This window comes from uncultured Luteimonas sp. (assembly GCF_947492465.1).
Classification (GTDB): Bacteria; Pseudomonadota; Gammaproteobacteria; order Xanthomonadales; family Xanthomonadaceae; genus Luteimonas.
In genome coordinates, this window is record NZ_CANLNF010000005.1 from 103,058 (window position 1) to 118,985 (window position 15,928).

Sequence of the window (15,928 nt, forward strand, 5' to 3'; positions counted from 1 at the left end):
CGGGGCAGCCCGCCGCCGCCAGCCTCCAGGAACACGACGCCATGCGACCAGATCCAATCCATGCCAACCGCCGGTCGGTGCCCGCCACGCACGGCACCGGTGCCCGCACGGGCAGGGGACGGCCGTGACCCTCGAGGACTACCGCCGCAAACGCCGCTTCGACCGCACCCGCGAACCCGAACCCGGCAAGCCGCCACCGGCCGGCAAGCGGCCGATCTTCGTCGTGCAGCTGCACCACGCCAGCCGCCGCCACTATGACTTCCGGCTGCAGGTGGGCGATGCGCTACGCAGCTGGGCGGTGCCCAAGGGGCCCAGCTACGATCCTGCGGTCAAGCGCATGGCGGTGGAGGTGGAAGACCATCCGCTCGACTACGCCTCGTTCGAAGGCGAGATCCCGCGCGAGGAATATGGCGGCGGCCACGTGGCGCGGTTCGACCACGGGGTGTGGACCACGGACGGCGATCCGGAGACGCAGCTGGCCAAGGGCCACCTGCGCTTCGAACTGTTCGGGCGCAAGCTCAAGGGCGGCTGGCACCTGGTGCGATCGGGCAAGCCGGCGCGACAGCCGCAGTGGCTGCTGTTCAAGGATCGCGACGACTACGCCGGCGACCTGGAAGCGGACGACCTGCTGGCCGACGTCGCCAGCGCCCCGGCCGCGGACATCAAGCGCGCCGGGGCGGGCAAGGCCGCGCGCAGGAAACTGGCCGAGGTGCCGGTGCGCAAGGCGCGGCGCAAGGACTGGTCGCGCAAGGCGCTGAAGCTGTCCGGGGCGGCCAGGGCGCCGGCGCCCCCGGGGCCCTTCGAGCCGCAGCTGGCCAAGCTCGGCGACGCGCCGCCCAGGGGCGAACAGTGGATCCACGAACTCAAGTGGGACGGCTACCGCATCGTCGCCACGATCGCCGACAGGCGGGTCCGGCTCTGGTCGCGCAACGCGCTGGAGTGGACCGACAAGCTGCCCGACATCCGCGAGGCCATCGAGGCCCTGGGCCTGCGCTCGGGTGCGCTCGACGGCGAGCTGCTCGCAGGCGGCGGTACCCGCGACGATTTCAACCTGCTGCAGGCCACGCTGTCGGGCGAACGGCAGGGGCGGCTGGCGCTGGCGCTGTTCGACCTGCTGCACGTGGATGGCGTCGACATCAGTGCGGCGCCGCTGCTCGAGCGCAAGGCGCTGCTGGAAGAACTGCTCGACGGCGCGCCTGCGCAGCTGGCCTACAGCTCGCACATCGTGGGCGATGGTGAAGCGGCCTACCGGCTTGCCGGCGAGCGCGACTTCGAAGGCATCATTTCCAAGCGTGGCGATCGTCCGTACCACGGCGGCCGCAGCGACGACTGGCGCAAGACCAAGCAGCTGGCCAGCGACGAGTTCGCGGTCGTCGGCTACACCGCCCCCAAGGGCAGCCGCACGGGCTTCGGCTCGCTCCTGCTGGCCAAGCCCGACCCCGAGCACGGCTGGCGCTACGTCGGCCGCGTCGGCAGCGGCTTCAACGACGCACTGATGCGCGAGGTGAGCGCCCGGCTGCGCGGCGGCGGTCGCAAGGCGACGGCGTTCGTCGGCACCACCGACACCGACCTGCGCAGCGCGACCTGGTTCGCGCCGCGTTTCGTCGTCGAAGTGAATTTCCGCGGCATCGGACGCCAGGCCCTCCTGCGCCAGCCCTCGCTCAAGGCGGTGCGCTGGGACAAGGACATCGGCGACCTGGCCGACAGCGACCGCGATTCCACCAGCACCCGGGTCACCGACATGGCAGAGGCCAGCAGCAAACGCAGCACGTCCAGGACCGGCGGCGCGAAGGCGCGCACGGGCGCGGCCAAGGTCGCCGCGAAGAAGGCGACGAAGAAGCCGGCGAAGGCGAGCAGGGGCGCGAAGCGCGGCAAGGACGCCAGCGACCTGCCGACGCTGTCGAGCCCCGAGAAGATCGTCTTTCCCGACGCAGGCATCACCAAGCAGGACGTGTGGGACTACTACATCGCGGTGATGGACCACCTGCTGCCGGAGATCGTCGGCCGGCCGCTGTCGGTCATCCGCTGTCCCGGCGGCATCGGCCAGGCCTGCTTTTTCCAGAAGCACCTCACCGCCGGCCTGGAGCGCGTGTCCACCGTGCGGCTGAAGGAAGAGAGCGGCCGCAACGCGGACTACCTGGTGGTCGAGGACGAAGCGGGACTGATGGAGCTGGTGCAGTTCAACACGCTCGAGTTCCATCCCTGGGGCGCGCATGCGGCCGATCCGGACGTCGCCGACCGGGTGGTGTTCGACCTGGATCCGGGCGAGGGCGTGCCATTCTTCGAGGTCAAGAAGGCCGCCGCCGACATCCGCAAGCTGCTCGAGCAGCTCGAACTCGTGTCGTTCCTGCGCGCCTCCGGCGGCAAGGGCCTGCACGTGGTGGTGCCGCTCAATCCCGGCTGCGACTGGGACCTGACCAAGCGCTTCGCCCGCGGCTTCGCCGAGACGCTGGCGCAGTCGCAGCCGGACCGCTTCCTGGCCACCGCCACCAAGAGCAAGCGCAGCAAGCGGATCTTCATCGACTACCTGCGCAACGGCCGCGGCGCCACGGCCGTGGCCTCGTACTCGCTGCGCGGGCGGCCGGGCGCGCCGGTGGCCATGCCACTGGCCTGGCGCGAGCTGTCGAAGCTGCCGGCGGCCAGCGCCTTCACCATCAAGGACGTGCCGCCCAGGCTCCGGCGCCGGCGCAAGGATCCCTGGGAAGACATCGACCGCATCCGCCAGAACCTCGCCCGCTGGGCGAAGGACGCCTGACCCATCCGAACGGAGACCGACATGCACAGCCGCACGCCACTGCCCCTCGCCATGCTGGCCGCGCTCGCGCTCGGCGCCTGTGGCGGCAGCGACACCGAGTCCGGCGTGGACGCGCCCGGCGACAGCGAAACCCCGATGACGCGCGCGCTCGATGCCGGCGCGGCCGCGCTGCAGGACAAGCCGCCGATCGACGCGCTCAACGCCTATCTGGACGGGTTCCACTTCTACAACGGCCGCATGGACGCGCAGATGGAAGCGCACCACTACTGCGCGGTGCTCAACGACGACCTGATCCAGTGCGTGATCTTCGACGGCAGCGTGCGCGAGGCCAAGATCATGGGCGTGGAGTACATCGTCAGCGGCGAACTGTTCGCGGGGCTGCCGGCGGAAGAGAAGGCCCTGTGGCACAGCCACGTGCACGAGGTGAAGTCGGGCACGCTGGTGGCGCCCGGCCTGCCGGGGGTGGCCGAACACGCGCTGATGCAGAAGCTGGTCGGCACCTACGGCAAGACCTGGCACACCTGGCATACCGACCAGGACCTCGAGCTGCCCTACGGCGTGCCGCAGCTGATGATGGGTTTCACCGCCGACGGACAGGCGGATCCGGCCATGATCGCCGCGCGCGACGAGCGTCTGGGCATCGGCAGCGCCGACAGGCGCCGCGACCGCGAAGACATTCCCGCGCCGCCCATCGATCCAGGCGCCGACGCCTGGCAGCGCGGCCACGTCTACCAGGTGCCGGATCCGACCGGACATGCGCACCCGCCGGCGGAGGCGCAACAGGGCGGGGAGGCGCCGGAGCGCAACGCGGACTCGGACGGCACCGCGCCCGCGCAGGGCGGGGACGCGACGCGCGACGATGCGACCGGCGGGTAACGCGGGTCTTCGGAGGTCGCCAGCCACGGCCAGCGGTGCTACCTTCTGATAGCGCTAACATGCGGTGGCTGTGCCGCATGTCCGAACGTCGCCGCTGTCCCTGGGAGGGAACTGCATGCCGCTGTCCATCAACGCGCCTGTCGCGCGTTCGCGTCGCCCGTCGCCGGTCGTCGCGATCCTGATCCTGCTTGCCGCGCTGCCGCTGGCCGCGCTGGCGCAACCTTCCGGCGGGCCCTACGGCCCGATCCCGCAGTCCTATGCGGTGCCGACCGAAGGCACCGTGCACTACGTCGCCCCGGACGGCGACGCGGCCGCGCCGGGCAGTTCGCCCGAGCGGCCCACCACGCTGGAGGCGGCCATCGCCCGCGTGGTCACCGGCGACAGCATCGTGCTGCGCGGCGGCACCTACCGCACCGGCGGCCTGCAGCTCAACCAGGGCATCGTGATGCAGCCCTATCTCGACGAACGCCCGGTGCTGAAGGGCACGCGGGTGGCGAGCGGATGGGAGGCGCTGCGCGACAACGTCTGGCGCACGAAGTGGGACCGCCTGTTCCCGGCGCAGCCGCTGGCCTGGTGGCGCGTCGAGCGCGAGGGCATGCGCACGCCGCTGCACCGCTTCAACAACGACATGGTCTTCGTCGACGGCCGGCCGCTGCTCTCGCAGGGCTGGGCCGGCGACCTCGGCGAGGACGGCTACTACATCGACTACGAGCGCGGCTACGTCTACATCGGCGTGGATCCGGCCAAGCACGAGATCGAGATCACCGCGCACGACATCGCCCTGCACCGGCCCTCGCGCGAGGTGCACGGCAAGCCGTCCGACGGCAAGGGCCCGACCATCCGCGGCCTGACCTTCACCCAGTACGCCTTCCGCGCCATCGACATCGAGGGCAAGAAGCCGTCGACCGGCCCGAACGACGAGCCGACCGACGATCCTGTGGGCATCTCCGATCCGTCGCAGCACGGCAAGGAAGTGATCGGCACCACCCTCGACAACGTCACCATCAGCCACACCTCGCGCGTGGCGGGCTATTTCCGCGGCGACGGGCTGACGATCCGCAACTCGCTGGTCAGCGACACCGGCACCGAGGGCATCTACGTGATCGGCTCCTCGGACGTGCTGCTCGAGCGCAACATCATCCGCCGCAACAACGTCGAGCAGCTGACCGGCTATTTCCCGGCGGCGGTGAAGATCTTCAACCAGTCCTGGCGCGTGGTGGTGCGCGACAACCTGGTGATCGAGCATCCGCACTCCAACGGCGTCTGGTACGACGTGGGCAATGTCGAGGGCGTGTTCGCCAACAACCACGTCGAGGGCACGCTGATCGGCCTGTTCTTCGAGATCTCCAAGGGCGTGGTGGTGGCCGGCAACGTGTTCGTCGACAACCAGCAGGGCATCCGCGTGCTCAACAGCTCCGGAGCGCGGGTCTACCACAACACCTTCCTCGACTCGCCGGTGATGTTCGACCGCGACGAGCGCAGCGCACGCGACGACCACTTCGGCTGGCATCCGCAGACCGGGCCGGACGTGGACGAGCGCGAGGGCCACGTGTTCGAGGGCAACCTGCTGGTCGGCGGCGAAGGCTTCACCGATGCGCTGCTGCACTTCGACCAGAAGGCCAGCCAGTGCGGCACGCTGACCCGGCCGATGGCCACGCGCGTGGACGGCAATGCCTATGTGCGCGGTCCGTCCGCCGAACCGCTGGTGACCTGGAGCCCGGTCCCCGGCCGGGACTGCCTGGCGCGCTACGACGATCTCGCCGCATTCCGCAAGGGCGCGGGCGTAGAGGCGCATGGCGTCGCGCTGGTGCCCTGGCAGGGCAGCGTGTTCCGCAGCGTCGACCTGCGCCATTTCCAACTGGCGCGCCAGTTCGAGGGACTGCAGCCTGCCGCGGTGCCGGAGGAGGCGCGCAAGGTACTGGGCTGGAGCGGCGCTGCGCTGCCGGGTGCCTGGCCGACCGCGTTCCAGCACGCCGGCCACTGATCTCGGGAATCCGGCCGTCCCCGTCGCGCCGGCGGGGACGGCCGTTGTCGCAAACGCCTCACGTCGGTGCGACATCGCCTCTGGGACCATGCGCGCACGCAGCAAGGGTTCGATGGCGATGTCCGACATTCCGGTCACCGGTGAAGTCTCCAACAGCAAGCTGGCCGCGGTCTTCGACGGCCGGCGCGCCGCACAGGATGCGGCGGCCGCGCTGTGCCGGGAGCTGGACGTCGCGACCTCGCAGGTCAAGCTGATCGCGCCCGGTTCGGCCGACGTGGACATCAAGCTCGAGCCGGAAGGCGGCGGCATCTGGCGAACGATCATCCTCGCCCACATGTGGCTGGGCATCTGGGGCGCGGTGCTGGGGCTGCTTGCGTTCGGGCTGCTGTACTGGGGCGGTGTGCCGTTCATCGTGCAGTCGCCGGTGGCGGCGTTGCTGGTGCTGCTGTTCTTCGGCGCGACGGCTGGGCTGCTGCTGGGCGGGCTGGTCTCGCTGCGCCCGGACCACGACCGCTACATCCAGGCCACCCACGACGCGATGGAAGAAGGCCGCACCACGGTGGTGGTGCACGCGCTGAGCCATGAGCAGCGCACCCGCGCGGCGGAGTTCCTGTCCGCGCGCGGCGCCGACGTCACCCAGACCCTGTAGCGGCGCGGCGTGCGCGGCGGCCAGGCTGCGGCCGGGGCTACCATGGGCCATTCCCGCCGCGGATCGCCCATGCCCACGCCACAGCGCGACCCGTATCCGGATGCACTGCGCGCCGGCGCGCTGCTGGTGGTGGTGTTCGGACACTGGGTCGCGACCCTGCCGCGGCTGTCGGACGGCCGCCTGGTCGGCACCGACCACCTGCTGGCCGCCTGGGATGCGGCCGGCATGCTGACCTGGCTGGTGCAGGTGGTGCCGCTGTTCGTCTTCGTCTCCGCCGCGGTCAGTACCGACGGCGTGGCGCGGCGCATGGCCGGCGACGGACAACGGACCTGGTGGGCTGCGCGCGCGCTGTCGCTGGCGCGGCCGACGGTGACCTACCTGGCGGTGCTCGTTGCGCTGGCGCTGCTCGGGCTGCTGTCCGGCGGGCGCCTGCTGGGCGTGTTCGACCAGTCGCTGACCATCCACCTGTGGTTCCTGCTGATGCTGCTCACGGTGCAGGCGCTGCTGCCGTGGTGCCTGCGGCTGGATGCGCGCTTCGGCGCCGCGACGGTGCTGGTGCTGGTGCTGGCCGCGGCCGCGCTGGACCTGGTCCGTGCCGACGTGAACTCGCTGCAGGACCTGCGCGAACTCGGCGCGCGGGTGGCCGAGCGGCCCGCCGGTATCGCTTGGCTGAACATGCTGCTGGTCTGGCTGATTCCGCAGCAGCTGGGCATCGCCTGGAAGCGCGGCCGCTTTGGCGGCGTCGTGACCGGGGCCGGGTTCCTGCTGCTGGGCGCGGGCTGGCTGCTGCTGGCGATGGGCAGCGGCTACCCGGTGGCGATGGTGGGCGTGGCGCTGGCGGGCAACAACATGCTGCCGCCCACGCTCGCGCTGGTCGGGGTGATGTGGCTGCAGGTCGGCGCGGTCCTGCTGTTCGAACCGCTGGCCCGGCGCCTGCTGGCGGGCCACGCGCCGGCACGGGCGATCGCGATGCTGGGCGCGCTGGGCATGCCGCTGTACCTGTGGCACAAGCTGGCCGAGCTGCCGGCGGCGTGGCTGGGCGAACGGCTCGGCGCGCCGATCGACGCGGGGCTGCCGGGCGACCCCGGCTTCTGGCTGGGACGCGCCTGCTGGATCGCGCTGTGCCTGCTGATGGTCGCGCCGGTGATCGCGGCGGTGCTGCGTTTCGAGCTTGGCCGCGCCCGCGAGGTACCGGCCGTGGACGCGACGGGGCGCATCGTCGTCGGCGGCATCGCGCTGTATGCCGGCCTGACCGCGGCACTGGCCTGGGGCGTGTGGCCAGGGGCGGTGATCGGCCTGCCGGCGGTGCTGCTGGCCTCTTGGCAGTTGCGTCGGCGCGGTGTGGATCCGACAGGCGAGGGCAACGTCGATGCGGCCTAGCCACGCGCTCGCCTGCGCGCTCGTTGCCTGCCTGCTACTGGCGATGGTCGCGTGCCGCTCGCTGACACCCGCGCCCGCGCCGCTGCGGGTGATGACGCTCAACGTGCGCCTGCCGCTGGACGCCGATGGCCCCGACCGCTGGGCGCTGCGCCGCGACGCGATGGCGCGGCTGATCGACGCCGCCGCACCGGACCTGCTCGGCACCCAGGAACTGATGCGCACCCAGGCGGACGAGCTGGCCGCACGACTGCCGGACTACGGCTGGTTCGGCGTCGGACGCCGTGGCGGCGACCAGGACGAGCACATGGGCGTGTTCTATCGCCGCGACACGATGCGCCTGGTCGAATCGGGCCACTTCTGGCTGTCGTCGACGCCGGAGCAGCCCGGCAGCATCAGCTGGGGCCATCCGTATCCGCGCATGGTCAGCTGGGGCCTGTTCGAGCGGCGCGCCGACGGCCTGCGCCTGCACCTGCTCAACACCCACCTGCCGTATCGGCCGGAGGATGGCGACGCGCGCCTGCGTGGCGCCGCGTTGATCCTGCAGCGGCTGGCGACGTTCGACGACGGCCCGGCGATCGTGCTGGGCGACTTCAACGACGTGCCTCGCAGCGCCGTGCACCGGCGGCTGACCGGCGTGCTGCACGACGCCTGGGAGCAGGCCCCGCGACGCGAGGGGCCCGCCGGCACCTTCCACGGCTTCAGCGGCGTCGCGGGTGCGCGCATCGACTGGATCCTGTACCGCGGCCTGCAGCCGCGCAACGCGCGCACGTTGGCCAGGCCGGTGGATGGCCGGCAGGTGTCGGACCATTTTCCGGTCGTGGTGGAGTTCGACGCCCCGGTCGCGGACTGAACCGCGCCGCGATTCAGGCCGCCGCCACCTGGTTGCGGCCGGCGTCCTTGGCGCGATAGAGCGCCGCGTCCGCGGCACGCACCCAGGCATCGAGACTGTCGTAGCGGTCGTCCGCCTGGGCGACGCCGATGCTGAGCGTGCAGCGCAGCGCCGGGTCGACGTCGAAGGCCTGGCGCTCGGCTTCCGCGCGGATGCGCTCGGCCACCTCGACGGCCCGCGCCCGGTCGGCCTCCACCAGCAGCACCGCGAACTCGTCACCGCCGTAGCGGGCGGGCAGGTCGGCGCCGCGCACGTTCCTGCGCAGCACCGCGGCGATGCGCTTGAGCACGATGTCGCCCACGCCGTGGCCGTAACGATCGTTGATGGTCTTGAAGCGGTCGATGTCGAGCAGCAGCAGCGAGGCGGGGCGGCCGCTGTGCCGGAAATGCGCCAATTCCGCCGCCGCCATCTCCTCGAAGTAGGGCCGGTTGGGCACCTGCACGGTGCGGTCGGTGCGGTTGAGGCGCTGCAGCTCGCGCTTCTGGTCGGCAATCCTGCGGCCAAGCCGGTAGGTGACCAGATTCAACGCCACCGGATAGACCAGCAGCAGCGGCACCGACAGCAGCTGGGTGCGGAGCGAACTCGCCGGCTCGAACGGGAATCCCAGCAGGCTCCAGGCGAGCAGGAAGCCGAGCGCGAGCGCGATCGTCGAGCGGCGCAGCAGGGGCCATCCGCCGGCCGCGATCTTGTCCGCCGTCGCGACCGTGGTGAACAACACCGTCGGCACCGCGCTGACCGCCATCATCGCGATCCAGAGGCCCGAGGCGGCCGAGTCCAGGACCAGGAAGCGGAACTGCGTGGCGACCGGGTCGCGCGCACGCAGGCTGAGGCAGTAGGCGAGCTGCGGCCAGGCGAATGCGTTCAGCGCGAGCAGGGCCCAGAACAGTGGATGCGCGTCGCGCTCGGCCAGCACCGAGCCGATCGGCAGCGCGCACAGCAGCGTCCCCAGCATGCGCATGCCGTGGATGCGCCGGATGAACCGCCGGCTGCGGCTGCGCTGCTGTCTGGTCGGGGGCTGCGCCATCTACGGAATCACATCGTCGGGATCTTCATCGCCTCGTCGATTCCGGTAACGGCCGCATCGCCTGCATCTGGAGGACCGGCTGAACCGACGGTTCACCTGGCGCATGCGAACGCCCCGGATCCGGGCTGCGCGCGTTTGCGCCCACCGCATCCAGCCGCTAAGGTGGACCGCGTTCGCCCTGCACCGTGACTGTTCCGGTGTCCCTCGCGAACCCCTCCCATTTCTTCACACCGTCCAAGGAGACCCTCCATGGAGATTGCCGCCGCGCGCGTTGCGAGCATCCACTACACCCTGACCGGCGATGACGGCCGGATCATCGACCAGTCCTCCGAATCCCGTCCGCTGCGTTATTTCCACGGCGCCGGCAACATCATCCCGGGCCTGGAAAAGGCGCTGGCCGGCAAGCAGGCCGGCGACGCGCTGCAGGTCGACGTGCGTCCCGAGGAGGCCTATGGCGTCCGCAACGAAGGCATGGTCCAGGTGCTGCCGCGCGAAGCGTTCAAGGGCGTGGACAAGGTCGAGCCGGGCATGCAGTTCGAGGCGAGCAGCGAGCGTGGACCGCTGCTGGTGACCGTGGTCGAAGTGGCCGGCGATACCGTGCGCATCGACGGCAACCATCCGCTGGCCGGGCAGACCCTGCACTTCGACGTCCGCGTGCTAGACGTGCGCGAATCGACCGAGGAAGAGAAGCAGTCCGGGCGCGCCGCACAGGACTGATCGCGGGCCGCACAGGACTGATCGCCCGCCGGAGCGTATGCGGCGCACGGCACGCATTGTCGTGCGCTGCCTGGGCGGTCGCGTTGGCGTCGCCTGGGAAGCGAGGTCATCCCGTGCTTTCGCGCGCAAGCGCGCTCCCACAGGCGGGTTGCGCATGTGGAGCCGCGACGCCCCATCCCTGTGGGAGCGACCTTGGTCGCGAACGCTTTCGCGCGCAAGCGCGCTCCCACAGGCTGGGTGCGCATGCGGAGCCGCGACGTGCCACCGGTGTGGGAGCGACGCTCCATCCTGTGCAAGCGACGCCCCATCCCTGTGGGAGCGATGCCCCACCCCTGTGGGAGCGACCTTGGTCGCGAACGCTTTCGCCCGCGAGCGCGCTCCCACAGGCGCCGGAGCACGCGAAGCCCGGCGGGCCGCCATGTGGAAGCGACCCCGGTCGCGGGTGCCTTTGCGAACCAGCTCGCGCGGGGCAACCCCACCATGCCCTTCGGCCCGGGTCGGCAGCCGCCGCCGTCGCTATGCTGGCCGGCGGGGCGGCGCGTGCACAAGACCGCCTTCGTTTATATATCAATAGATTGGAGAGCGATCTTGAAGAAGAACATCCTGTCGGCGGCAACGCTGCTGGCACTGGCCCTGTCCGCCCAGGCGGCGACCCACGACGGCCATGGCTGCCTGGACGAGGCCTGCACACTGCAGGCGCTGGTCCCGGTCGAGGCCGGCGGCGGCGCGGGCGCGGGCGCCATCCAGGCGAAGCGCTACGGCACCTGGGGCGTCGACACGGCCGGCATGGACCGCAGCGTCGCACCGGGCGAGGACTTCTTCGCCTATGCCAGCGGGCAGTGGGCCCGCACCACGCAGATCCCGTCCGACCAGTCGAGCTACGGCAACTTCCGCGTGCTGCGCGACCTGTCCGAGGCGCGCGTGCGCAGCCTGCTCGACGGCTACCCGGAGGGCGACCCGGCCACCGGCGGTGACGCGGCCAAGATCGCCACGCTCTACCGGGACTTCCTGGACGAGGCCGCCGTCGAGGCGCGCGGCGATGCGCCGCTGCAGCCGCTGCTGGCGCAGCTGCGCGACGCGGGCGACAAGGACGCGCTGGTGCGCGCCAGCGTCGCGCGCGGCTTCGGTGGCGGGCTGTTCCGGCTGATGGTGTCCGACGACCAGCGCGATCCGGACCGCTACACCCTCTACCTGTCGCAGTCGGGCCTGGGCCTGGGCGATCGCGAGATGTACCTGCGCGAGAACTTCGCGCCGCAACGCGAGCGCTACCTGGCCTACCTCGCCGAACTGCTGACCCTGGCCGGCTGGGACGACCCGGAAGGCAATGCGAAGAAGGTGCTGGCCTTCGAGACCCGCATCGCCGAGGCGCACTGGACCCGCGCGCAGAGCCGCGACCGCGACAAGACCTACAACCCGCTGCCGCTGTCGGAGTTCGACGCCAAGGCGCCGGGCTTCCCGTGGGAAACCTTCTTCGAAGCCTCCGGCGTGGGCCATGCCGAACGCGCCGTGGTCCGCCAGGACAGCGCCATCCCGCAGATGGCCAAGGCCTTCGCCGAAACCGACCTCGACACGCTCAAGGCCTGGCAGGCCGCCGACCTCGTCGATTCGATGGCGCCGCTGCTGCCCGCACGTTTCGTCAACGCGCACTACGAGTTCCGCGAGAAGTTCATGTCCGGCCAGCCGGAGCCGCGCGAGCGCTGGAAGCGCGCGGTGTCGTTCGTGGAAGGCGCGATGGGCGAGGCAATCGGCCGCGACTACGTGGCGCTGTACTTCCCGCCCGATGCCAAGGCCAAGATGGACGACCTGGTCGCCAACGTGAAGCTGGCGATGGGTGCGCGCCTGGATGCGTTGGAGTGGATGTCGCCCGAAACCAAGGCCGAGGCGCGCGCCAAGCTGGCCGGCTTCGGGCTGAAGATCGGCCATCCCGACCAGTGGCGCGACTACAGTGCGCTGGAAGTGCGCGACGGCGACGTGTTCGGCAACGCGCTGCGTTCGCGCAGCTTCGAGTGGGACTACCGCCGCGCCCGCATCGGCAAGCCGGTCGACAAGGCCGAGTGGGGGATGACCCCGCAGACGGTCAATGCGTACTACAACTCGGTGAAGAACGAGATCGTGTTCCCGGCCGGCATCCTGCAGCCGCCGTTCTTCGATCCCGATGCCGACCCGGCGGTCAACTACGGCGCCATCGGCGGCGTGATCGGCCACGAGATCATCCACGGCTTCGACGACCAGGGCCGCAAGTCCGACGGTGCCGGCGTGCTGCGCGACTGGTGGACGGCCGAGGACGCGGCCAAGTTCGAGGCGCAGGCGGCCAAGCTGGGCGCGCAGTACGAGGCCTACGAGTTCCCGCAGCTGCCGGGCATGCACATCAACAGCCGTGTCGCGATGGGCGAGAACATCGGCGACCTCGGTGGCCTGACCATCGCGCTGGAGGCCTACCGCCGCTCGCTCGACGGCAAGCCGGCGCCGGTGGTCGACGGCTTCAGCGGCGAGCAGCGCCTGTTCCTGGGCTGGGCGCAGGTGTGGCGCACGCTCTGGCGCGACGATGCGCTGCGCCAGCAGCTGGTCAACGGCACGCATTCGCCCGGGCACATCCGTGCGTTCGCGCCGCTGCGCAACATCGATGCCTGGTACGAGGCGTTCGGGGTGAAGCAGGGCGATCCGCTGTGGATCGCACCGGAAGACCGCGTCCGCATCTGGTGACGCAAGCGAAGGGGGCGGCGAACAGCCGCCCCCTTCGTCATCGGGGCGCCAGCCGCGCGGACGCGGCTGCGCCGCCTCTCATCGCGAAGACGGATCGGCCCGACCCGCAGCAGCGCCGGAACCCGTCCGGCCTTCGTCGCGCTGCACCCGGATGAGGTTCTCCACGTCGCGCACGCCGCCGCAGGCTTCGGCCATGTCCTCGGCGCGATGCTTCATCCACCGCTCGCCGACCGTGCCCGACAGCGTGACCACGCCCTGGCTGACCTGCACCTTGATGCCGCTGGCGTCGATGTCGTCGGCCTCGGTCAGCCGTTCGCACAGGTCTTCGGTGATGCGCTGGTCGGAACGGGTGTAGTTCCTCGGCCCGCGGCCGCGGAATCCGCCGCCGGGTTGGGCGAACGCGCGGCTGCGGTCCTCGTCGCCGCCGGCCCGGCTGCTGCCCTCGGGGCCGTACCAGCCGCGCGGATCCTCGCCGAAGGCGCCGCCGCTGCGTGCGTCGCGTTGCGGCCGCGCGCCCGTGCCGCGGCCCACGTAGCCGCCACCGCTGAAGTCGCCGCCGTAGCCGCCCTGTGCGCCGCGCCCGCTCTCGCCCTGGTACTGGCCGCCCGAACGCGTGTCCTGGTCGGCACCGCCGCCGAACACGCCGGTGGAAACGCGCTCGTCGCCGTGCACGCCTTCGCCATGGCCGCGGTCGCGATACGCACGCCGCGGTGCGAACTCGCGGCCGATGCTGTCCGACTCGCGGGCGCTGCCACGCGCGCCACGGGGGGCGTCGCGATCGAGGCCGCCGTGGTCGGGACCGACTTCGCCATAGCCGCCCTGGCGGTAGGCATCGCGATCGTAGCCGCCGTTGCCGTGCCCGTAGCGGTCGGCAAGCTGGCGGGTGTAGTCGTCATCGCCGGTGGGGCGGCGGTCGTCTTCGGGCCGGACGCCGCGGCGCCCGCGTCCGGTGTCGCCTGGATCGCGGTATGTGGCCATCTGCTCGCTCCGTGTGGGGGAGCGACGATCTTCGCGCCCGCCGCGTGCGAACGGCGCATCGATCGCGTGGAGATTCCGTTGCCGCGCGATGCCGCCGCATATCTACTGCACGCGTTCAGGTCCGTGACGGTGCGTCGGCGCGCATCGGAACGCATCCGCGCTTCCCGCGCGGCGGCGGCTGGCATATCGTGCCGCCTCCCTTCCTTTCCGATGGAACGCCCATGATCCAGCGCATCGACGCCGGCCCCCGCATGTCCGAAGCCAGCATCCACAACGGCGTGGTCTATCTCGCCGGTCAGGTGCCCGAAACCGACGGCGCGGACATCGAAACGCAGACCCGCGAAGTGCTGCAGGCGATCGACGCGCTGCTGGCACAGGCGGGCAGCGACAAGACCCGGATCCTGCGCGCGCAGATCTACCTCGCCGACATCGGCGATTTCGCCGGCATGAACCGCGCCTGGGATGCCTGGGTGGCGGCGGGGCAGGCGCCGTCGCGCGCCACCGTCGAGGCGCGCCTGGCGCGGCCGGAATGGAAGGTCGAGATCGTGGTGACCGCAGCCGCTGGCTGACGCTTGCGCAGGCGGCGGCGCGTCCGGAAAACGGGCGCCGTCGCGCCTCGCTGCGGTTTGCCCGGTCTGGCGGCTGCCGCCACCGCGACTTTCGTCATGGGTCGCGGCGCCGGCGCGGTGGTAGAACTTCGCCACCATCCGGGGAGTCCTTGCCATGCGTACCACCCGCCGCGACCTGTTCAAGCTCGGCGCACTTGCCGCCGCCTCCGCCGCGCTGCCGTCGATCGCCGCCGCCGCGACCGCGCCGCCGGTGGCGCGCGCTGCAAGACCGCTGCGGATCCTGATCCTCGGCGGCACCGGCTTCACCGGGCCATTCCAGGTGGACTACGCGCTCGCGCGCGGACACAAGGTCACCCTGTTCAACCGCGGCAGGAGTCCGTCGCCGGAGTGGGGCAGCGAAGTCGAACAACTGCACGGCGACCGCAACAGCGGCGACCTGTCCGCGCTGGCGGGGCGCGAGTGGGACGTGTGTATCGACAATCCCACCACGCTGCCGTTCTGGGTGCGCGATGCCGGACAGGCGCTGCGCGGCCGGGTCGGGCACTACCTTTTCATCTCGACGATCTCGGTCTATGCCGACGGCGCGAAGGCCGGCATCACCGAGGACGCGCCGCTGGCCCCGTACCGGGGCAGCGACGCGATGGCCGAAACCCGCGAGACGCTGATGGCCGACATGGCCGCGCTGTACGGGCCGCTCAAAGCCCTGAGCGAGGCCGAAGCCCGTCGCCAGTTCGGCCCGCGCGCGACCATCGTGCGTCCCGGCTACATCGTCGGCCCGCGCGACGCGACCGACCGCTTCACCTACTGGCCGCACCGCATCGCGCAGGGCGGCGAAGTGCTGGTGCCCGGCGACGGCCGCGATCCCGTGCAGATCATCGACGGTCGCGACCTCGGCGAGTGGATGATCCGGCTCGCCGAGAACGGCACCACCGGCACCTTCAACGCCTGCGGCCCGGACTACGCGATGAGCACCGACGCGATGGTGCATGGCTGCCACGCGGTGACCGGCGGACCGGCCACCTTCACCCACGTGCCGGCGGAGTTCCTGGAATCGCAGGAGGCGGGCTTCCCGATCTGGGTCTCGCGCACGCATCCGCAGTACGGCGGCTACGGCGCGGTCAGCAACGCGCGCGCACTCGAAGCCGGGCTGACTTTCCGGCCGCTGGCCACGACCGTGGCCGACCTGCTGGCGTGGTTCCGCTCGCTTCCGGCGGAGCGCCAGGCGAAGCTGCAGGCCGGGCCGACGCGCGAGCAGGAAGCGGCGATCCTGGCGGCGTGGAAGGGCAGGGCGGCGTAGCCACGTCCTGATTCCGCGCGCGGCCGCGAAACGCAGCAAGGCGGCACCGGATACGGTGCCGCCTTGCCCTGGACGCGTACGCGGTTTGTTTCCCGCCGGATGGCGCG

At 71.3% G+C, this 15,928-nt stretch carries 12 protein-coding genes; 10 read left to right on the forward strand and 2 right to left on the reverse strand.

All coding sequences use genetic code 11. From position 1 onward, the window contains the following. The first annotated feature begins 124 nt into the window (after positions 1-124). From ligD to Q0863_RS12715, 6 genes are all read left to right on the forward strand, one after another. Positions 125-2,755, forward strand: a complete 2,631-nt coding sequence (gene ligD / locus Q0863_RS12690) for a DNA ligase D (RefSeq protein ID WP_298578439.1) — start codon at positions 125-127, stop codon at positions 2,753-2,755. Positions 2,756-2,776: 21 nt separating this feature from the next. After that, positions 2,777-3,631, forward strand: coding sequence for an OBAP family protein (locus Q0863_RS12695; protein ID WP_298578441.1), 855 nt, complete (start codon positions 2,777-2,779; stop codon positions 3,629-3,631). A gap of 115 nt (positions 3,632-3,746) precedes the next feature. Beyond that, positions 3,747-5,615 carry a right-handed parallel beta-helix repeat-containing protein gene (locus tag Q0863_RS12700; protein ID WP_298578443.1) on the forward strand — a complete coding sequence of 623 codons (1,869 nt, stop codon included), beginning with the start codon at positions 3,747-3,749 and terminating at the stop codon, positions 5,613-5,615. An 88-nt stretch (positions 5,616-5,703) separates the two neighbouring features. Next, positions 5,704-6,264 (forward strand): hypothetical protein, encoded by a 561-nt coding sequence (locus tag Q0863_RS12705; RefSeq protein ID WP_298578445.1) that lies wholly within the window; start codon positions 5,704-5,706, stop codon positions 6,262-6,264. Between the two features lie 69 nt (positions 6,265-6,333). Continuing rightward, positions 6,334-7,644, forward strand: a complete 1,311-nt coding sequence (locus tag Q0863_RS12710) for an acyltransferase family protein (RefSeq protein WP_298578447.1) — start codon at positions 6,334-6,336, stop codon at positions 7,642-7,644. Then, the gene (locus tag Q0863_RS12715; RefSeq protein ID WP_298578449.1) at positions 7,634-8,494 is read left to right on the forward strand and encodes an endonuclease/exonuclease/phosphatase family protein; all 861 of its coding nucleotides are present in this window, start codon (positions 7,634-7,636) and stop codon (positions 8,492-8,494) included. The genes Q0863_RS12710 and Q0863_RS12715 overlap by 11 nt, the downstream gene beginning before the upstream one ends. Positions 8,495-8,507: 13 nt before the next feature. Here Q0863_RS12715 and Q0863_RS12720 read toward each other — a convergent pair whose 3' ends face one another. Next, the gene (locus tag Q0863_RS12720; RefSeq protein WP_298578451.1) at positions 8,508-9,557 is read right to left on the reverse strand and encodes a sensor domain-containing diguanylate cyclase; all 1,050 of its coding nucleotides are present in this window, start codon (positions 9,555-9,557) and stop codon (positions 8,508-8,510) included. Positions 9,558-9,806: 249 nt separating this feature from the next. Here Q0863_RS12720 and Q0863_RS12725 point away from each other — a divergent pair, with 249 nt between their 5' ends. Next, positions 9,807-10,274: a peptidylprolyl isomerase gene (locus tag Q0863_RS12725; protein WP_298578452.1), complete on the forward strand. Its 468-nt coding sequence runs from the start codon at positions 9,807-9,809 to the stop codon at positions 10,272-10,274. A gap of 588 nt (positions 10,275-10,862) precedes the next feature. Continuing rightward, a complete protein-coding gene (locus Q0863_RS12730; RefSeq protein WP_298578454.1) occupies positions 10,863-12,977 on the forward strand; it encodes a M13-type metalloendopeptidase in 2,115 nt (704 codons plus the stop codon). Positions 12,978-13,055: 78 nt separating this feature from the next. Here the strand turns inward: Q0863_RS12730 and Q0863_RS12735 are convergent, their stop codons facing one another. After that, positions 13,056-13,955, reverse strand: a complete 900-nt coding sequence (locus tag Q0863_RS12735) for a BON domain-containing protein (protein ID WP_298578456.1) — start codon at positions 13,953-13,955, stop codon at positions 13,056-13,058. A 221-nt stretch (positions 13,956-14,176) separates the two neighbouring features. On the opposite strand from Q0863_RS12735, the gene Q0863_RS12740 reads away from it, so the two are divergent. Further along, positions 14,177-14,524, forward strand: coding sequence for a RidA family protein (locus Q0863_RS12740; protein WP_298578458.1), 348 nt, complete (start codon positions 14,177-14,179; stop codon positions 14,522-14,524). A 154-nt stretch (positions 14,525-14,678) separates the two neighbouring features. Next, complete coding sequence (locus Q0863_RS12745; protein WP_298578460.1) at positions 14,679-15,821, forward strand: NAD-dependent epimerase/dehydratase family protein; 1,143 nt, start codon at positions 14,679-14,681, stop codon at positions 15,819-15,821. The last annotated feature ends 107 nt before the right edge of the window (positions 15,822-15,928 follow it).